Annotated in this window: 18 protein-coding genes; 4 read left to right on the forward strand and 14 right to left on the reverse strand. The window is 72.4% G+C overall.

Translation table 11 applies throughout. The annotated features are described in order from the left end of the window. Positions 1-539: 539 nt before the first annotated feature. The 8 genes from tyrS to ACVWWH_RS06270 all read right to left on the reverse strand — a co-directional run bounded on the left by tyrS (position 540) and on the right by ACVWWH_RS06270 (position 9,874). A complete protein-coding gene (tyrS, locus tag ACVWWH_RS06235; RefSeq protein ID WP_457316009.1) occupies positions 540-1,850 on the reverse strand; it encodes a tyrosine--tRNA ligase in 1,311 nt (436 codons plus the stop codon). Between the two features lie 13 nt (positions 1,851-1,863). Then, positions 1,864-4,125: a HelD family protein gene (locus ACVWWH_RS06240; RefSeq protein WP_457316010.1), complete on the reverse strand. Its 2,262-nt coding sequence runs from the start codon at positions 4,123-4,125 to the stop codon at positions 1,864-1,866. Positions 4,126-4,217: 92 nt separating this feature from the next. Next, positions 4,218-4,730 (reverse strand): adenine phosphoribosyltransferase, encoded by a 513-nt coding sequence (locus ACVWWH_RS06245; protein ID WP_084249743.1) that lies wholly within the window; start codon positions 4,728-4,730, stop codon positions 4,218-4,220. A gap of 209 nt (positions 4,731-4,939) precedes the next feature. Next, positions 4,940-5,578, reverse strand: a complete 639-nt coding sequence (locus tag ACVWWH_RS06250; RefSeq protein WP_457316011.1) for a DNA-3-methyladenine glycosylase — start codon at positions 5,576-5,578, stop codon at positions 4,940-4,942. 5 nt (positions 5,579-5,583) lie between these two features. Further along, positions 5,584-6,327, reverse strand: a complete 744-nt coding sequence (locus ACVWWH_RS06255) for a maleylpyruvate isomerase family mycothiol-dependent enzyme (RefSeq protein ID WP_457316012.1) — start codon at positions 6,325-6,327, stop codon at positions 5,584-5,586. 36 nt (positions 6,328-6,363) lie between these two features. Continuing rightward, on the reverse strand, positions 6,364-7,155 hold the full coding sequence (locus ACVWWH_RS06260) for a PIG-L deacetylase family protein (protein WP_457316013.1): 792 nt from the start codon (positions 7,153-7,155) through the stop codon (positions 6,364-6,366). 67 nt (positions 7,156-7,222) lie between these two features. Further along, positions 7,223-8,662, reverse strand: a complete 1,440-nt coding sequence (argH, locus tag ACVWWH_RS06265; RefSeq protein ID WP_457316014.1) for an argininosuccinate lyase — start codon at positions 8,660-8,662, stop codon at positions 7,223-7,225. Between the two features lie 6 nt (positions 8,663-8,668). Next, positions 8,669-9,874, reverse strand: coding sequence for an argininosuccinate synthase (locus ACVWWH_RS06270; RefSeq protein ID WP_457316015.1), 1,206 nt, complete (start codon positions 9,872-9,874; stop codon positions 8,669-8,671). A gap of 181 nt (positions 9,875-10,055) precedes the next feature. Here ACVWWH_RS06270 and ACVWWH_RS06275 point away from each other — a divergent pair, with 181 nt between their 5' ends. Genes ACVWWH_RS06275 through ACVWWH_RS06285 form a run of 3 tightly spaced genes read left to right on the forward strand, consistent with a single transcriptional unit; the run spans position 10,056 to position 12,581 of the window. Continuing rightward, the gene (locus tag ACVWWH_RS06275) at positions 10,056-11,435 is read left to right on the forward strand and encodes a M20/M25/M40 family metallo-hydrolase (protein ID WP_457316016.1); all 1,380 of its coding nucleotides are present in this window, start codon (positions 10,056-10,058) and stop codon (positions 11,433-11,435) included. Between the two features lie 4 nt (positions 11,436-11,439). After that, on the forward strand, positions 11,440-12,006 hold the full coding sequence (locus tag ACVWWH_RS06280; RefSeq protein WP_457316017.1) for a GNAT family N-acetyltransferase: 567 nt from the start codon (positions 11,440-11,442) through the stop codon (positions 12,004-12,006). 32 nt (positions 12,007-12,038) lie between these two features. Further along, a complete protein-coding gene (locus ACVWWH_RS06285; RefSeq protein ID WP_066497319.1) occupies positions 12,039-12,581 on the forward strand; it encodes a DapH/DapD/GlmU-related protein in 543 nt (180 codons plus the stop codon). 81 nt (positions 12,582-12,662) lie between these two features. Here ACVWWH_RS06285 and ACVWWH_RS06290 read toward each other — a convergent pair whose 3' ends face one another. Continuing rightward, positions 12,663-13,127 (reverse strand): phage tail protein, encoded by a 465-nt coding sequence (locus ACVWWH_RS06290; protein ID WP_447421745.1) that lies wholly within the window; start codon positions 13,125-13,127, stop codon positions 12,663-12,665. A gap of 106 nt (positions 13,128-13,233) precedes the next feature. Between ACVWWH_RS06290 and ACVWWH_RS06295 the strand changes: the two genes are divergently transcribed. After that, entirely contained in the window at positions 13,234-13,812 is a 579-nt protein-coding gene (locus tag ACVWWH_RS06295) for a DinB family protein (protein ID WP_457316018.1), read from the forward strand. 22 nt (positions 13,813-13,834) lie between these two features. Here the strand turns inward: ACVWWH_RS06295 and ACVWWH_RS06300 are convergent, their stop codons facing one another. Genes ACVWWH_RS06300 through argB form a run of 5 tightly spaced genes read right to left on the reverse strand, consistent with a single transcriptional unit; the run spans position 13,835 to position 18,060 of the window. Then, positions 13,835-14,275, reverse strand: coding sequence for a VOC family protein (locus ACVWWH_RS06300; RefSeq protein WP_141305468.1), 441 nt, complete (start codon positions 14,273-14,275; stop codon positions 13,835-13,837). Positions 14,276-14,278: 3 nt separating this feature from the next. Next, complete coding sequence (locus tag ACVWWH_RS06305) at positions 14,279-14,803, reverse strand: arginine repressor (RefSeq protein ID WP_066497314.1); 525 nt, start codon at positions 14,801-14,803, stop codon at positions 14,279-14,281. A gap of 7 nt (positions 14,804-14,810) precedes the next feature. Beyond that, the gene (gene argF / locus ACVWWH_RS06310) at positions 14,811-15,782 is read right to left on the reverse strand and encodes an ornithine carbamoyltransferase (RefSeq protein WP_457316019.1); all 972 of its coding nucleotides are present in this window, start codon (positions 15,780-15,782) and stop codon (positions 14,811-14,813) included. After that, positions 15,779-17,098, reverse strand: a complete 1,320-nt coding sequence (locus ACVWWH_RS06315) for an acetylornithine transaminase (RefSeq protein ID WP_066497311.1) — start codon at positions 17,096-17,098, stop codon at positions 15,779-15,781. Before ACVWWH_RS06315 ends, argF begins: the two co-directional genes overlap by 4 nt. Further along, positions 17,095-18,060, reverse strand: a complete 966-nt coding sequence (gene argB, locus ACVWWH_RS06320) for an acetylglutamate kinase (protein WP_457316020.1) — start codon at positions 18,058-18,060, stop codon at positions 17,095-17,097. Before argB ends, ACVWWH_RS06315 begins: the two co-directional genes overlap by 4 nt. Positions 18,061-18,065: the final 5 nt, after the last annotated feature.

The raw sequence follows: 18,065 nt of genomic DNA on the forward strand, positions 1-18,065 counted from the left end.
GATCAAACTCTCCGTCAAAGAACACGCCAACCAGGAACCCCAGGAAAATGAGGCACACCCGGCCAGCAGAAAATGATCCGGCATCAAACACCCACTGCCGTGCACGGGGGTGCACAGCAACAGGCACATTTGACAACCATAAAAAATGGCATCAACAAACTTGGCACACTATTGAGTTCTCAAACAACACGCCCCCGCAGGTACTCCGACCAGCCCAACCGGACCGGCCACATCCCCGCGGCAACAAGATTCAATCCTACCCGATCCGGACCGCCATTTTCAAATCGGCTTTCCGTTTTCCTTTTCGAGGCGCTGCAGGCTGTTCTGGCCCCGAAAGGGCCAGGACTCCGAGCATTTCCCGAAGGGAAGATCGAGGTTTTCCGCCTCCGCTCTGCGTTGGCGACTCGGAATACATTACCCGCCGCCCGGTCCGGGTGCAACTCGCGGGTGCCGCCCGGGCGTGTCGCCTTGACCACACGGCAAGGGCCCCCACAGCAGCTGCTGTGGGGGCCCTTCCCCGATGCCGGCCGAGGCGCGATTCAGCCCTCGAGGACCGCGGTGGCCAGGTTCTTCTTGCCCCGCCGCACGAGGAAGTAGCGCCCGTGCAGGGCGTCCTCCACACTGACCGTCGCGTCGGGGTCGGTGATCTTGGTGTTGTTCACGTAGGCGCCGCCCTCGCCGACCGTCCGCCGGGCCGCCGACTTGCTCTCGGCGAGCCCGGTGGCGACCAGCAGCTCCACGATCCCGAGCTGCTCGCCCGTCACCGCCGCCGTCGTCAGCTCAGCCGTGGCCGCGGAGAGGGTGCCCTCGTCGAGGACCCCGAGGTCGCCGTTGCCGAAGAGGGCCGCGGAGGCGGCGATGACCTTCTCCGTCGCGTCGACTCCGTGCACGAGGGAGGTGACCTCGAAGGCGAGGCGCCGCTGGGCCTCGCGGGCGAATGGCCGCTCGGCGACCGACGCCTCGAGCTGCTCGATCTCGGCGCGGGTGAGGAAGGTGAACACCTTGAGGCGGTCGACCACGTCCGCATCCGAGGTGTTGAGCCAGAACTGGTAGAACGTGTACGGCGAGCACATGGCCGGATCGAGCCAGATGGCGTTGCCCTCGCTCTTGCCGAACTTGGTGCCATCGGCGTTCGTGATCAGCGGGGTGCCAAGGGCGTGGACCGTCTTGCCCTCGACCTTGCGGATCAGCTCGGTGCCGCTCGTGAGGTTGCCCCACTGGTCGGACCCGCCCGTCTCGAGGAGGCAGCCGTACTGCCGGTAGAGCTCGAGGTAGTCCATGCCCTGCAGGATCTGGTAGCTGAACTCCGTGTAGGAGATGCCCTCGTCCGAGCTGAGCCGCGAGGCGACCGCGTCCTTGCGCAGCATCGTGCCGACGCGGAAGTGCTTGCCGATCTCGCGCAGGAAGTCGATGGCCGAGAGCGGCGCCGTCCAGTCGAGGTTGTTCACGATCCGGGCAGCGTTCTCCCCCTCGAAGGAGAGGAAGCGGCTCACCTGCGCCTTGAGGTAGCCGACCCATTCCGCGACGGTGTCCTTGGTGTTGAGCGTCCGCTCCGCGGTGGGCCGGGGATCTCCGATGAGACCCGTGGACCCGCCGACGAGGCCGAGCGGCTTGTGCCCGGCCAGCTGCAGCCGGCGCAGGACGAGCAGCTGGACCAGATTGCCCAGATGGAGGCTCGGGGCCGTGGGGTCGAAGCCGCAGTAGTAGGTGATCGGCTCCCCGGCGAGGAGCTCTTCGAGCTCGCCCTCGTCGGTCGAGACGTGGATGAGGCCACGCCACACGAGCTCCTGCCAGATGTTCGGGAAGCTCGGATCGTTCTTCTGGGAGTCGAGGATTGCTGTCTGCGGCACGGCCTCTACGGTATCAGCCACGCCCGCGCTTCCCCTGCTCGATGCCGGCCGGGAGGGGCCCCTCCGAGATGAGCCGGAGCCGCTGTGTCGGGCGGGTCATGGCCACGTAGAGGTCGCCCACCTTGCCGTACTCGTGGTCGAGCAGGGCCGAGGGCTCGAGGACCACGACGGCGTCGAACTCGAGGCCCTTGGCCTCGCGCGGATCGAGCACCACGATGTCCTGCTCGAAGCTGCCCGCTCCCCCGCCGACCCGCGCTCCGTACACCTCACGCAGGGCCTCGCGCGCCGCCCCGAGCAGCGGTGCCTCGGCGATGACGGCGACCAGACCGCCGTCGGCCGCCTCGAGCTCCTCCGGGAGCACCTCGAGAAGGCGCGGCACGACGGCGCCGGCGTCCACCCGCTCCACGATCGGGTCCCAGCGTCCCTCCCGGACGGCCTTCGGGGCCGAGACCACGAGTCCCGCGGCCGCCGCCATGCGCGCGGCCGCCTCGGCGATCTGCGCCGGGGTGCGGTAGTTGACCGTGAGCTCCTCGAGCGTCCACCGGTCGCCGAAGAACGGGCGGAGGGCGCGGCCCCACGAGGACGCCCCGGCCGCGGAGGAGGTCTGGGCGATGTCCCCGACGATCGTGAACGACTTGAGCGGGCAGCGGCGCACCAGCAGGCGCCACTGCATGTAGGAGAGCTCCTGCGCCTCGTCGACGATGATGTGCCCGTAGGCCCAGGTGCGGTCCCCCACCGCGCGCTCCGCGGCGGTGAGGCGCACCTCGGGCTCCTGCTGGAACGCGACGAGGTCCTCGGCCTCGACGACGCCGTCGATCCCCTGCTCGCGCAGGGCGGCGTCGATGTTCCTGAGGGTCTGCTGGGCGTTCTCGAGGTCGCGGCGGCGCTCGGCCTCGCGGCGCGCCGCCTCGTGTCCCGTGGCCGCGTCGAGCTCGCCGAGCAGCTCGGCGGCCTCGTCCAGCAGGGGCACGTCCGCCTCCGTCCAGGGGGCGTCCTCGGGGCGGTGCAGGAGGTCGCGCTCCTCCTCGGTGAAATCGTGCGCGACCGCGTCGAGGATGCTCCGCCGGCCCAGGAGCTCGGCGACGAGCTTCTCGGCGGTCATCGGCATCCAGCACAGGTTCACGGCCACGCGCACGTCCCGCGACTGCCGCACGTCCTCGGCGAGGTAGGAGCGGTCCGTGGTGTTGCCGGAGCCGCTCGCCTCGACCTTGGACTGCAGCTGCTCGGTGAGCTCGCGCAGGAGGATCTTCACGAACGTGTTCCGGGCCTCGTTGTACGGCTTGCCGGTAGCCCGGGCCTTGTCCCGCGCCCGGCGCACCTGGCGCGGGGTCAGCAGGAGCCGGTAGCCCTCGACCTCGAGCACCCGGTCCGCCGAGGGGATCCGCTGCCGGTTGGCCACGGCCGCCGCGATGAGGGGGACCATGCGCTGGCTCCCCTTGAGGGCCGCGATGCGGGGATCCTTCTCGGGCACGGCCGCGATGCCGGGCATGAGCCGGCCCACGCTGGACATCACAACACCGGTCTCGCCGAGCGAAGGCAGGACCCGTTCGATGTACTTCATGAAGGACGACGACGGGCCCACGAGCAGGACCCCGGCGCTCTTGAGGCGGTCGCGGTGCGAGTACAGCAGGTACGCCGCGCGGTGCAGGGCGACCGCGGTCTTGCCCGTGCCCGGTCCGCCCTGGACGACGAGGGCGCCGGCCATGGGAGCGCGGATGATCCGGTCCTGCTCGGCCTGGATGGTGCTGACGATGTCCGCCATGCGGCCCGTGCGCTTCGAGTTCAGCGCTGCGAGCAGTGCACCCTCGCCCTGGTGCTGGGCGGTCCCCTCGGTGAGCATGTCCGAGTCGAGGACGTCGTCCTCGATGGCCACGACCTCCCGGCCCTGCAGGATGAGGTGCCGGCGCCGGCGCACTCCCTGCCGGTCGAACGCCGTGGCCTGGTAGAAGTGGCTCGCCTCGGGGGCCCGCCAGTCCACCATCAGGCGGCGCAGGTCCTCGGTGCTCAGGCCGATGCGGCCGATGTACTGCGACTCCCCGCCGTCGAGGTCGAGCCGGCCGAAGACCAGGCGGTTCTCCACGGCGTCGAGCTGGGCGAGACGGTCCTCGTACATCGCCGCGAACGCGTCGCGTTCGGACACATTCTGGCTCGAGCCGATGGCACCGGCCTTGCGGACCGCCGCCAGCTGGCTGCGCTTTTCCTCGCGCAGCTCATCGAGACGCGTGTAGAGACCCCTGACGTAGTCCCGTTCATGGGCGAGATCGGCGTCGAGCATCCTTGCCTTCCCCTAACAAGAAAAGTTTGACCGTCCATTCTACTGCGATTCCGGTGAACTTCAGGTGCACCGGTGCCGCAGGGACGGGCGGCTCAGTCGCCGAGGCGCTGGAGCGAGTGCACGCGGTGCCCCGAGAGGGCCTCGCGGCCGCCGAGCCCTTCGAGCTCGAGCACGACTCCCACGCCCACGACGTCACCGCCGCAGCGGTCCACGAGGCGCACCGCGGCCCCGACCGTGCCGCCGGTGGCGAGGACGTCGTCGAGCACCAGGACGCGGGCGCCCGGGGCGATGTCCGTGGTGTGCACCTCGAGGGCGGCCGTGCCGTACTCGAGGGCGTACTCCTCCAGGAAGGTCTCGCGCGGGAGCTTCCCGGCCTTGCGGACCGTGAGGACGCCCGTGCCCGTCGCGTAGGCCGCGGCGGCCGCCAGCAGGAAGCCGCGGGCCTCGATGCCTGCGACGAGGTCGAACTGGCCCGCGAACGGGGCGACGATCGCGTCGACGATGGCACGCAGGCCCTGCGGGTCGGCGAACGCCGGGGTGAGGTCCTTGAAGACGATGCCGGGCTTCGGGTAGTCCGGCACCGTCGCGCAGAGGCGGTCGAGGATCTCCGCCACGGAGGTGCCGGGCGGGGCTGCCGCCGCACGGTCCTCGGGGTACGGCGTCTCTGGGCTGGGCTCAATCACGGGTCCACGTTACCGAATGTCCCCCGTGGCACGGCCACGGGCCGATGCGGGCCGCGGACCCGCAGGAGGTGACCTCCAGGAGGTGACCTCCAGAAGCTGACTCTCAGGAGGTGACCTACAGGAGGTGACCTTCAGAGGGTGCGGGGCGGGCGGGCCTTCGCCGGGCGGTACGGGGAGACGCTCGGCTCCCCGGGGAGCCAGAACCGCCACGGGTAGTCGGCGGAGCCCCCCGGGCCGGCCACGCCCACGCGGGGGCCCGAGAGGACCCCGGCGGCGCGGTGGGCCGGGGGTTCGAGCCGGAACCGGCCGCCGTCGAGCGCCGCGCCGTTGTCCGCGCGGCCGATCGCGAGGGCCTGGGCCAGGCGCGCCGGCCCCCGGGCGAGCTCGGCGTCCCTCCTGGCCGCGGGGCGCCGGGACCGCGCGAGCACCAGGCCCTCGACGACCTCCGCGCCCCTGAGCAGGCAGCCGGAGGAACTGCCCGCAGGGCCGCACACGATGTTCGCGCAGAAGTGAATGCCGTAGGTGAAGTAGACGTACAGGCGCCCCGGAGGGCCCCACATCACCTCGTTGCGCGGGGTGCGGCCGTTGTAGGAGTGCGATCCGGGGTCGGGGTGGTCGGAGTCGCGGTGCCCGCGGTAGGCCTCCACCTCCGTCAGGCGCACGGCGACGGTCCCCTCCGGCGTGATGTGCGAGAGGATGGCGCCGAGCAGGTCGGGGGCCACGGCGACCGGGTCGCGCAGGAGCCAGTGGACCAGGGCGTCGAAGTCCACGGGCTCTAGGCGGGGATCGCCGACGGCCACGGCCCGAGCTCGGGCAGCGGGACCGCCTGGCCGTCGCGCTCGGCGCGGACGGCACCGTGGGAGACCGGGCGGCCTGCGAGCCAGGCCGCAAGGTCCTGCAGGCGCCCGGCGAGCACGACGTCGGCGCTGCCGCCGCCGAGGCGGATCTGCTCGCCGCCCTCGGGGCGCAGCACGAACACCTGGCCCTCGGGGACCCGGGGAGCCAGGAAGTCCACGAGGTGCCGACAGAAGCCGGCGGTCCACTCCTGCTGGGTGCACCCGGTGCCCAGGTCGCTGCGGTGGACCACCAGCTCGCGCCAGAGGGCGAACCCGGCGTCCCGCACCACCCCGTCGCGGAAGCGGACCGGGGTCTCCCACTCGGCCGGCTCGAGCGCGGCGAACGCAGCGACGGCGCGGTCCACGGCAGCCCCGGTGCGACGGCGGTGGACCTCGGCAGAAGCGCGCGCGCCCGACTCGATGGCACGGTCGCGGGCGGCCTTGCCGCCGTCGTAGAGGTCCGCCTGCTCGTGCCGGCGCGCGAGCTCGGCCTGCCGGGCCAGCGCCGCGGCGATCCCCTCGATGTGGGCCAGCACGTGCCCTCGGGTCCACCCGGGCAGCTCGGAGGGCGCGGCGACCGCGTCCTCGCCGAGGCCCCCGATCTCCTGGTGGATCCCCTCCGCCGCGGCGCGGAGGGCGGCGAGGAGCTCGGTGTCGGTCGGGGCTGCGGCGACGGTTCCCATGCCCTCCAGCGTAACCAGTCGGCGCCCGGGCGGGGCCTAGCCGAGGCCCTCGAAGATGTCGGTCAGAAGTGGGCGGCGCGGCTCGCGCGGGGGCCAGGCCTGCACGAAGTGCTCGTGGGAGGCCGCAGCGAGCCAGGCGTCGCGCGCGAGCGGGTGTTCGAACAGGGACAGCCGCTGGCTGCGGTGCTCGGCGAGTCCGGCGACGACCCGCTCGGCGACGCTGCGGGTGTCCACCCGCATGTCGACGAGGTCGTCGGGGATGCCGCGGAAGTGGTAGACCTGCGCGGGGTCCCAGGGCGGCAGGCCGCTGGAGGTGCGGGCCGCATTGATGCGCAGCCACGTGGATTCCTTCAGGGCCCAGTGCAGGAGGCGCTTCAGACCCGGGCCGCCGCGGTCCGCGAGGTCGAGGAACGCGGCGTCCGTGGCGCGGCCGATCGCGATGTGGTCGGGGTGCCCTGTCACTCCGTCCGGCCCGAAGGTGGCCACGACGTCCGGGCGCTCGTCCTCCAGCAGGGCCCGGAGGCGGGCCGTGAGCGCGCCGAAGTCGGCGTCGCCGAGGCGTCCGTCCTCGTAGCCGAGCCATTCGTGGCGGTCGGGTCCCCGCCCGTGCGCCGACCACGCCCGCTCGTCCTCGTCGCGCCGGTACTGGCCGAGCCCGGCGCGGGTCGTGTCGGTCCCGGGGGCGATCAGGCCCGCAGCCCCGTCCGTCGCGTGGACGAGGGCGAACCTGAACCCCGGGTCGGCGCCGTGCAGGGCGATCGAACCGGCGATCCCGATGGCGTCGTCGTCCGGGTGCGCCACGACGAGCATGAGGGTGCGCGGGGGCACGCCTCGATGATGCGCCGGGGCGGACGCCCCGGGAAGGGACGTCCGCCCCGAATCGGAGCGGAGGCGCTCAGCCGGCGAACGCCCGGGCGTCGGCCAGCTGCGCCTTGAGGGCCTCCAACTGCCGCGCGACGGCCGACGGCGCGGTCCCGCCCTGGGCGCTCCGGCTCGCGAGGGATCCCTCCGTGGAGAGCACGGAGCGGACCTCGGGCGTCAGCGCGGGGCTGATCGCCGCGTACTCCTCGTCCGTGAGGTCCCAGAGCTCGACGCCGCGGGACTCGGCCTGCTTGACCGCGGCGCCGGAGAGCTCGTGGGCCTCGCGGAACGGCACGCCCTGGCGCACGAGCCACTCGGCGATGTCGGTCGCGAGGGCGAAGCCCTGCGGGGCCAGGGAGGCCATGCGCTCGGTGTTGAAGACGAGCGTGGCGACCATGCCGGACACGGCGGGGAGCAGGAGCTCGAGCGTGTCCGCGGCGTCGAAGACGGGTTCCTTGTCCTCCTGCAGGTCGCGGTTGTACGCGAGCGGGAGGCCCTTGAGGGTCGCGAGCAGACCGGTGAGGTCGCCGATGAGGCGTCCCGCCTTGCCGCGCGCGAGCTCGGCCACGTCCGGGTTCTTCTTCTGCGGCATGATGCTCGAGCCGGTCGAGTAGGCATCGTCCAGCGTCACGAAGGAGAACTCCTTGGTGGCCCAGAGGATGACCTCCTCGGAGATGCGGGAGAGGTCCACGCCGATCATCGCCGCGACCCACGCGAACTCGGCGAAGACGTCGCGGGAGGCGGTGCCGTCGATCGAGTTGTGCGCTGCCGAGTCGAAGCCGAGGTCCGCGGCGACGGCCTCGGGATCGAGCCCGAGGGACGAGCCCGCGAGCGCGCCCGAGCCGTAGGGCGACACGGCCGCGCGGCGGTCCCAGTCCTGCAGGCGCTGCACGTCGCGCAGGAGCGCCCAGGCGTGGGCGAGGAGGTGGTGGCTGAGGAGCACCGGCTGGGCGTGCTGGAGGTGGGTCCGGCCAGGCATCGCCGCGTCCGGGTGCGCCTCCGCCTGGGCCACGAGCGCGTCGACCGTGGCCAGCACGCCCCGGGCGATGACCCGCGCGTGGTCGCGCAGGAACATCCGCCCGAGGGTCGCCACCTGGTCGTTGCGCGAGCGCCCGGCCCGGAGCTTGCCGCCCAGGTGGGCGCCCGCGCGCTCGATGAGGCCACGCTCGAGCGAGCCGTGCACGTCCTCGTCCGACTCGGCCGGGAGGTAGGCCCCGGACGCCACGTCGGCGTCCAGCCGGTCCAGGGCGTCCAGCATGCCGGCGAGCTCGGCATCGTCCAGCAGGCCTGCGTGGTGCAGGACCCGGGCGTGGGCCCGGGAGCCGGCGATGTCGTAGCGCGCCAGCCTCCAGTCGAAGTGCGTCGACTTGCTCAGCGCGGCGAGCGCGTCCGCAGGCCCCCCGGCGAAGCGGCCGCCCCAGAGCGCGCCCTCGTTCGTCCCGTGCTGCTGCGGCACTCCGGTCTCCTCAGCCACTCCGGCTCACTCCCCCGCGACGCGCTGGTCGCGGGTCGAGGCCACCTTCGAGGACATGCCCCAGATGTCGATGAAGCCCTTGGCGTTGGACTGGTCGAACGTGTCGCCCGTGTCGTAGGTGGCGAGGTTGAAGTCGTACAGCGACGTGTCGGAGCGGCGGCCGTTGACCACGGCGGTGCCGCCGTGCAGGACCATGCGGATGTCGCCGGAGACGTACTTCTGGGAGTCGTCGATGAAGACGTCGAGGGCGCGCTTGAGCGGGGAGAACCACTGCCCGTCGTACACGAGCTCGCTCCAGCGGCGGTCCACCCCGGCCTTGAAGCGGGCGTGCTCGCGCTCGATCGTGATGTCCTCGAGGTGCTTGTGCGCGGTGATGAGGGCCATCGCGCCGGGGGCCTCGTAGATCTCGCGGGACTTGATGCCCACGAGCCGGTCCTCGACCACGTCGATGCGGCCCACGCCCTGGGCGCCGGCGCGGCGGTTGAGGTCCTGGATGATCTGCAGCGGGGACATCGCCACGCCGTCGAGCGCCGTCGGCACGCCCTGGACGAAGGTGATCGTCACCTCGTCGGGGGCCGGGGGGAACTCCGGGGTGGCCGTGTAGTCGTAGATGTCCTTGGTCGGGGCGTTCCAGATGTCCTCGAGGTAGCCGGTCTCCACGGCGCGGCCCCACACGTTCTGGTCGATCGAGTAGGGGTTCTTCTTCGTGGTGACGATCGGGAGGTGCTTCTCCTCCGCGTAGGCGATCGCCTTGTCGCGGGTGAGGGCGAGGTCGCGGACCGGGGCGATGCACTTCAGGTCGGGGCCGAGGGTCTGGATGCCGACCTCGAAGCGGACCTGGTCGTTGCCCTTGCCGGTGCAGCCGTGCGCCACCGTGGTCGCGCCGAACTCGCGGGCGGCCTTGACGAGGTGCTTGACGATGACCGGGCGGGAGATCGCGGAGACGAGGGGGTAGTGGCCCTGGTAGAGGCCGTTCGCCCTGAGGGTGGGCATGCAGTACTCGTCCGCGAACTCGTCGCGCGCGTCGGCGACATAGGCCTCCACGGCGCCGCAGCCGAGGGCGCGCTGGCGGACGGTCTCCATGTTCTCGCCGCCCTGGCCGACGTCGACCGCGACGGCGACGACCTCGGCGCCAGTCGCGTCGGCGATCCAGCCGATCGCGACGGAGGTGTCCAGACCGCCCGAATAGGCGAGGACGATGCGATCCTTCACGGTGTTCTCCTTCAGCACGGGGATGATGGCAGCACGGCCAGCACGAATTGTTATGCATCAGTCTACATAGATATACATAGACCGCAATCCGGGGACGAAAGGCACTGCAGGCATTCTCCGCTGTCCGCTGCGCCCGCGTACAGCGCTTGGCGGGAGCCGGGCCGGATGGAAGGGTGGTCCCATGGCGGACTACACCGAGCTCCTGCGGGCGCACGCGCGGGCGGGCGCCGACGAGGCCCTGCGCGATCTGCGGCACCTCGTCGCCATCCCCGGCTCCGCGTGGGCAGGGACGGATCCGCTGCACCTCGAGCGCAGCGCCGCCCTCGTGGCCGAGCTGTTCGAGGGGGCCGGGTTCCCGGAGGTCGGCGTCGTGCGGGTGCCGAAGCCGGACGGGATGCCCGGAGCCCCGGCCGTCCTCGCGCACCGGCCCGCGGCGCCGGGGTGCCCCACGGTGCTCCTCTATGCCCACCACGACGTCCAGCCGACGGGAGACCTCGGGTCCTGGCACAGCCCGCCCTTCGAGGCCGTCGAGCGCCGAGGACGACTGTTCGGGCGCGGAGTGGCCGACAACAAGGGCGGCGTGGTCCTCCACCTGGCCGCGTGCCGCGCCCTGGTCCGGGCGCTCGGCGCGGAGGGCGGCGTCGGCGTGACGGTGCTCGTCGACGGCGAGGAGGAGGTCGGCTCGCCGTCCCTGCCCCGGCTGCTGGACACCCATGGCGCGCTCCTGCGCCCCGACGTGGTGATCGTGGCCGACTCGGGCAACTGGCGGGTGGGCGTGCCCGCTCTCACCACGAGCCAGCGGGGCTTTGCCTCGGCAACCCTCGAGGTCCGCGTCCTCGAGCACTCCCTGCACACCGGGACCTTCGGCGGCCCCGTCCTCGATGCCCTCGCCGCGCTCTCCCACCTCATTGCCAGCCTCTATGCCGCCGACGGCAGCGTCGCCGTTCCCGGCCTCGTGGGGTGGGACGAGGGCAGGCCCGAGCTGAGCGAGGAGGACTACCGGCTGGATGCCGGGGTGCTGCACGGTGTCCAGCTTGCCGGTTCCGGCAGCATCGCGTCACGGCTGTGGACCAAGCCGGCCCTGTCCGTCATCGGCATCAACGCCCCGCCGGTCGCCCTGTCCGCGGACGCGATCGTCCCCTCCGCCCGGGCGAGGTTCAGCCTCAGGCTCGCCCCCGGCGACGACCCGGCGCGGGCACTGGCAGCCGTGCGCTCCCACCTCGAGGCGAACGTCCCGCTCGGCACCCGGATCACGCTGACGCCCGGCGCCTCGACGAAGGCCTTCGCGGGGGACGCCGCCTCGGATCCCGCCCGGAAGATGCTGGCGGCAATGGAGGAAGTCTGGGGCGTGGAGCCGGTGCTCATGGGGGTAGGCGGCTCGATTCCCGCCGCGGCCGAGCTCGCGGGCCGGTTCCCGTCGGCGCAGGTGCTCATCACGGGGGTGGAGGACCCGGACTCGCGCGCCCACGGCGCCGACGAGTCCATCGATCTGGGCGACTTCCACAAAGCCGTCCTCGCAGAGGCGCTCCTGCTGGCCTCGCTCGGCGCCCCGGCGACGTGACCGCGTGAGCCGGCCGGCCGCCGTCGTCCGCCCCGAGCGTCCCGGGGACTTCGCCGCCATCCGCGCCGTGACCGCGGCGGCGTTCGCCGGCGCCGCCCACTCCGCACCGCCCGTGGACGCGACGGGCGATCCCGGCGAGGCCACGCTCGTCGAGTGGCTCCGCGCCGATGCGGGGTACCTGCCCACGCTGGCCCTCGTCGCTGAGGAGGAGGGCGTCGTCGTCGGCCACGCCATCACGACCCGCGCGTGGATCGACGCGCCAGGCCGCGACCCCGTCCCGGCCCTGGGCCTCGGACCGATCTCGGTCCGGCCGGACCGCCAGGGCCGGGGCATCGGCGGGGCGCTGCTCGCGGCGACCGTGCGCGGCGCCGAGGCCCTCGGCGAGCGGCTCATCGAGCTCCTCGGCGATCCCGCGTACTACGGGGCCCACGGCTGGGAGCCCGCCTCCCGGCATGGCATCGCCGCCCCGGACCCGGCATGGGGCGAGCTGTTCCAGGTCCGCCTGCTCCCGGCGCACGACGGCGCGCGGGGCACCTTCCGCTACGCCGCGCCCTTCGCGCGGCTCGGGTAGCCGCGGCCGTGCCTGCGCGAGAGGATGGAGCGATGTCCCGCGAGAGGTTCCTGCGCATCCACAGCCCCGAGTTCCAGGCGATGAGCGAGCGCGTGCTGCGCGTCACCGAGCTGACCTCCCGGCTGAACGTCCTGCCGTTCGACGACGAGGACGGCAAGGCCGCGCTGTTCGAGCAGATCCTGGGCCGTCCGCTTCCGCCGCGCGTGACCATCTACCCGCCCTTCTACACCGACCACGGCCTCCGGCTGGAGCTCGCCGAGCGCGTGTTCATCAATCAGAACTGCACCTTCCTCGACTACGCGGGAATCCGGCTGGCAGAACGCGTGATGGTCGGGCCCAGGGTCACGTTCATCACGAACGGCCACCCGGTCGACCCCGCCGAGCGGCGGCTGTGGCTGACCGGGGCGCCGATCGACGTGGCGGAGAACGTGTGGATCGGGGCCGGCGCCACGATCCTGCCCGGCGTCAGCATCGGGCGGGACGCCGTGATCGCCGCGGGCGCCGTCGTGGCCGACGACGTGCCTCCGGCGACCCTGGTCACCGGAGAGAAGGCCACGGTCCGCCGGCAGTGGTGAACGCCGCGCGGCCGGCGTCCCCCATGGCGGGGCTCGGCGCCACGACGGTGAGGCCGTCCGGCGCGGCGCCCGCCGGCCCGGTCAGTACTCGCCCTTGATCACGAAGTACGAGCCACGGATCTCGCCGGCGAGCTTCGACTTCTGGCGCGCGAACTTGAAGGTGCCCGCGAGCTCCTCGGGGACGTCCATGCCCTGGGAGAGCTTGAAGCCCACCGCCCGCTTGCCGCTGTCGTCGAGGGCGTACATGACGTTGACCGAGAGGCCGGACTCGTAGAACACGTAGGCCATCCTCATGCCGTCCACCTCGAAGGAGGTGACCTCGAGCGGGCGGGAGGCGATGGTGATGCTGCGCTCCTCGGCGAGGATCCGGTGGATCCACTCGAGGGTCTCGGGGGCCTCGCCGGCCGGGGTGACGGTGAAGTCGTGGTTGTACTTGTTCTTGAAGTAGCGGGACTCGTTGGCCCGCAGCCCGGCCAGGGCCTCCGCGACGGGGGACGATTCGAGCCCCACGGTGGAGACGTCCTTGAAATCTACGGTGTACGGCATCTGTCGCTCCTCGAAGTGGTCCTTGTACCGCCCACAGTACGGCCGGCCCCGCGGCGCCCCTTCTCGATTCCTGATCGATCGGACGCGGCCGTAGCAGAATGCAGGCATGACGGACCTCACCGACGCCAAGGACGCACTCAGGTACTACCTCCAAGAGGCCCGGGAGTCGCTCCTGTGGAAACTCGACGGGCTCAGCGAGCGAGAGCTGAGGATGCCGCGCACACCGACGGGCACCAACCTGCTCGGCATCGTCAAGCATGCGGCGAACGTGGAGATCGGGTACTTCGGCGACACCTTCGGCCGCCCATGGCCCACACCGCAGGAGCGCGTCTCGGACGCCCAGGTCGACGCCGACCCGCAGGCCGACTGGTACGCGACCGAGCGCGAGAGCGCGGCCGGCATCGTCGACCTCTACCGTCGCGTCTGGGCGTTCGCCGACGCCACCATCGAGGCCCTGCCCCTCGACGCCCCCGGCCGGGTTCCCTGGTGGCGCAACGGCGAGGTGACCCTCGGCCGCGTCCTCGTGCACGTCCTCACCGACCTCGCCCGGCACGCGGGCCACGCCGACATCCTCCGCGAGTCGATCGACGGCGCGGCCGGCCTCGTGGCGGACAGCAGCAATCTCCCGGAGCAGGACTGGCCGTTGTACGTGCAGAAGCTCACCGCGCTGGCGGACCGGTTCTGACCGGCCTGCGGGGCAGAGGCGACTAGCCGATCCGCTCGGCCAGGGCCACGATGATGCCCTCCGGCCCGCGCACGTAGGCCATGCGCCACACGTGCTCGTACTCGCCGACGCCGCCGACGAGGCCGTAGCCGTCGGCGGCCAGCCGCTCGAGGGCCGCGGGGAGGTCCTCGACCTCGAAGGCCACGTTGCGCAGCCCCAGTTCGGTGGACATCGCTGTGGGCGAGCCCGGTTCGTGGTCGGGCCGGAGGAAGCGGGAGAGCTCCACGCCGGCGCCGCCGTCGGGCGGGCGCAGCATGACGATCTCGCTGCGGGAGCCAGGGATGCCGATGACGGTGTCCACGAACTCGCCCTCCATGGTCATCCGGCCCTCGACCTCGAGGCCCAGGCCGACGAAGAACGCGGTGGCGGCCTCGAGGTCCGCCACCGTGATGCCCACGTGGTCGAGGCGCCGCACCCGTCCCACGGCTCAGGCCCCCTGCGAGGCCAGCTCGAGGAAGCGCGCCGCGACGGCCTCCCCGCCGGACGGGTCGCGGGTGACGATCATGACCGTGTCGTCCCCGGCGATCGTGCCCAGGATCGAGGGGATCACGGAATGGTCGATCGCGAGCGCCAGGAAGTTCGCGGCGCCGGGCGGGGTGCGCAGCACCACGATGTTCGCGCTCGACTCGGCGGTCACGAGCAGCTCGGCGCACAGCTTGGCCAGCCGCGCGTCGAGGACCTCGGGTGCCTGGCCGAGCCGGGGGCTGCGGTCCCCTCCCTCGCCCCGCACCGCGTAGACGAGGCCGCCGTCCGCGCCCCGGACCCGGACGGCCCCAATCTCCACGAGGTCGCGGGAAAGGGTCGCCTGGGTGACCTGCACGCCGTCGTCCGCGAGGAGCGCGGCGAGCTCTGCCTGCGAGCGCACGGCGGATCCCGCCAGGAGCGCGCGGATGCGCGCCTGGCGGGCGGCCTTCGTCTGCGGGGCGGCGCCCGGAACCGCTGTCATGGCCATCGCCCCGTCAGAGGGCCGTGAGGCCCTCGACGACGGCCTGGCCCGAGTAGTGCAGGACCCACGCGAGGAGGGCCTTCTGGGCGTGCAGGCGGTTCTCGGCCTCGTCCCAGACCACGGACTGCGGCCCGTCGATGACCTCGGCGGCGACCTCGTAGCCGCGGTAGGCCGGGAGGCAGTGGAGGAACACGGCGTCGGGGGCGGCCTTCGCCATGGCGGCGGCGTCGACCGAGTAGTCGCGGAAGAGGGACAGGCGCGCCTCCTTCTCCGCCTCCTGCCCCATCGAGACCCAGGTGTCGGTGGTGACCACGTCGGCGCCCTCGAGGGCAGCGGCGGGATCGACGGTGACGAGCACCGATCCGCCGGTCTGGGCGGCGACGGCCTCGGCCTCGGCGACCACCTCGGCCGAGGGCAGGTAGCCCTCGGGGCCCGCGATCCGCACGTGCATGCCGGCCGTGACGCCGGCGAGGAGGTAGGAGTTGGCCATGTTGTTCGCCGCGTCGCCGAGGTAGGCCATCGACAGGCCGGCGAGCTCGCCCTTGTGCTCCTTGACCGTGAGCAGGTCCGCGAGGAGCTGGCAGGGGTGGTAGTCGTCGCACAGCGCGTTGACCACGGGCACGCGGGAGTTCGCGGCCATGTCCACGAGCCCCTGGTGGGCTCCGGTGCGCCACACGATCGCGGCGACCATGCGCTCGAGGACCTTGGCGGTGTCCTCGACCGACTCCTTGTGCCCGATCTGGCTCTCGCCCGGGTTGATGATGAGCGGGGTGCCCCCCATGTCGGAGACGCCGGTGGAGAAGGACACCCGCGTCCGGGTCGAGGTCTTGTCGAAGATGACCGCGACCGTCTTGCGGGCGGAGCCCTCGGCCGCGAGCGGCTGGACCGCATAGGGCGCGGCCTTCATCCGCACCGCGAGATCGAGGACCTCTGCCTGCTCGGCGGGGCTGAGGTCGGTGTCCTTGAGGAAGTGGCGGGTGGTCACTTGGTCTCCTTTTCTGCCGTGAGCCGCTCGGCGGCGGTGGCCACGAGTCGGGGCAGCGCGGCGACGAACGTGTCGGCCTGCTCGGCCGTGAGGATGAGGGGCGGGGCCAGGCGGACGGTGCGGGGGCCGGGGGCGTTGACGATGAACCCGGCCTCGAGGGCGGCATCGACGACGGCGGCGGCCAGATTCGCGCCCTCGGGCACCCCGGCGGGGGTCACCAGGTCGAGGCCCAGGAGCAGCCCGCGCCCGCGGACCTCGGCGACCTCCGGCAGGGCCCCGAGCGCGGCGTGCAGCCGCTCCCCCACCGCCCGGACGTTCGCGAGGACGCCCTGCGTCTCGATCGCGTGCAGCGTCGCGAGGGCGGCCGCCGTCGCCACCGGGTTGCCGCCGAACGTGGTGCCGTGCTGGCCGGCGGTGAGGCGGGCGCTGTTCTCCCCGCCGAACGTCACGAGGGCGCCGATCGGGAAGCCGCCGCCGAGGCCCTTGGCGAGGGTCACGGCGTCTGGCACGATCCCTGAGCCCTCGATCGCGAGCCAGGTGCCGGTGCGGCCCATGCCGGTCTGGACCTCGTCGACGATCAGGAGGGCGCCGGCGTCGCGCGTGATCTTCCGCGCCGCGGCGAGGTACCCGGGCGGGAGGGGCACCACGCCGGCCTCGCCCTGGATCGGTTCGAGGAACACGGCCTGGGTGGTGCGGTCCACGGCCGCGGCGAGGGCCTCGACGTCGCCGAACGGCACGTGGACCACGCCGCCGGGAAGGGGCTCGAACGGCTCGCGGTAGGCCTTCTTCGCCGTGAGGGCGAGGGCCCCCATGGTGCGGCCGTGGAAGGCGCCCTCGAGGGCGACGACCTTGGTCCTCGGCTCCTCGGCGGTGCCGGCGTTGCGGCGCGCGAGCTTGAACGCGGCCTCGTTGGCCTCGGTCCCGGAGTTCGCGAAGAACACCTTGGACCCGGCCGGGGCGCCGGTGACCTCGAGGAGCTTCTCGGCGAGGGCCACCTGGGTGGGGCTGGTGAAGAAGTTCGAGACGTGCCCGAGCGTGGCCAGCTGCGAGGAGATCACGCTCGTCACGAACGGGTGGGCGTGGCCGAGGGCGTTCACGGCGATGCCGCCGAGGAGGTCGAGGTACTGCTTCCCGTCGGCGTCCCACACGTAGCAGCCCTGTCCGCGGACCAGGACGCGCTGCGGCGTGCCGAACACGCCCATGAGCGAGCCCGAATAGCGGGAGAGCCACTCGCTCCCGCTCGAGGTCCCCGCGAGCTCCGAGGCGCCGCGCGCCTCCGGGCTGCTCCCGGTGCTCTGCCTGCTGTCCTGGCTCATGCGCGCGTTCCTTCCCCGTCGGGGACCACCTGGGTCCCGACGCCGGCGTTGGTGAAGATCTCGAGGAGCATGGTGTGGGGGCTGCGGCCGTCCACGATGGCGGCGCGGTCCACCCCCGCGGTGACGGCCTTGAGGCAGGCGGCCATCTTCGGGATCATGCCCGAGGCGAGGCCGGGCAGCATCTCGCGCAGCTCCGAGGCGGAGATCTGCGAGACGAGCGAGTCCCGGTCTGGCCAGTTGCGGTAGAGGCCCTCGACGTCGGTGAGGATCACGAGGCGCGAGGCCTTCAGGGCCACGGCGACCGCCGCCGCGGCCGTGTCCGCGTTGACGTTGAGGACCTGGCCGGTCGGCTGGTAGGGGGCGGCGCCGTCGGCCGCCTCGGCGTCCTCGACCTCGGGGGCCACGCCGGAGATCACCGGGATGCGGCCGGCCTCGAGGATGTCCAGCACGGCGCCGGGCTCGACGCCGACCACCTCGCCGACGAGGCCGAGGTCCACCTCTTCGCCGTCCACGACGGCGCCGGTGCGGACGGCGCGGAGGAGGCCCGCGTCCTCGCCGGAGAGGCCCACCGCATAGGGGCCGTGGGAATTGATGAGGCCCACGAGCTCGCGGCCCACCTGGCCGGTGAGGACCATGCGGACGATGTCCATGGCCTCCGGGGTCGTGACGCGCAGCCCTCCCTTGAACTCGCTCTCGATGCCCACCCGGCCCAGCATCGCGCTGATCTGCGGGCCGCCGCCGTGGACGACCACGGGTCGGATGCCGACGTGGTGCAGGAACACGATGTCCTCGGCGAACGCGCGACGGAGCTCGTCGTTGACCATCGCGTTGCCGCCGTACTTGACCACCATGGTGGTGCCGGCGAACTTCTGGATCCACGGCAGGGCCTCGATGAGGGTCTCGGCCTTGTCCATGGCGAGGCGGAGATTGGGGCTCTGGGGGCCGGTGTGTGCGTCAGTCATGGGTC

Source organism: Sinomonas sp. RB5 (assembly GCF_054063535.1).

Coding starts and splice junctions, on each gene's coding strand:
- ACVWWH_RS06240 (WP_457316010.1), bottom strand. CDS start 4,125: ATGCTCGACGCCGATCTCGCCCATGAACGGGACTACGTCAGGGGTCTC.
- ACVWWH_RS06255 (WP_457316012.1), bottom strand. CDS start 6,327: ATGGGAACCGTCGCCGCAGCCCCGACCGACACCGAGCTCCTCGCCGCC.
- ACVWWH_RS06275 (WP_457316016.1), top strand. CDS start 10,056: ATGGCGGACTACACCGAGCTCCTGCGGGCGCACGCGCGGGCGGGCGCC.
- ACVWWH_RS06285 (WP_066497319.1), top strand. CDS start 12,039: ATGTCCCGCGAGAGGTTCCTGCGCATCCACAGCCCCGAGTTCCAGGCG.
- ACVWWH_RS06290 (WP_447421745.1), bottom strand. CDS start 13,127: ATGCCGTACACCGTAGATTTCAAGGACGTCTCCACCGTGGGGCTCGAA.
- ACVWWH_RS06295 (WP_457316018.1), top strand. CDS start 13,234: ATGACGGACCTCACCGACGCCAAGGACGCACTCAGGTACTACCTCCAA.
- ACVWWH_RS06305 (WP_066497314.1), bottom strand. CDS start 14,803: ATGGCCATGACAGCGGTTCCGGGCGCCGCCCCGCAGACGAAGGCCGCC.
- ACVWWH_RS06315 (WP_066497311.1), bottom strand. CDS start 17,098: ATGAGCCAGGACAGCAGGCAGAGCACCGGGAGCAGCCCGGAGGCGCGC.
- argB (WP_457316020.1), bottom strand. CDS start 18,060: ATGACTGACGCACACACCGGCCCCCAGAGCCCCAATCTCCGCCTCGCC.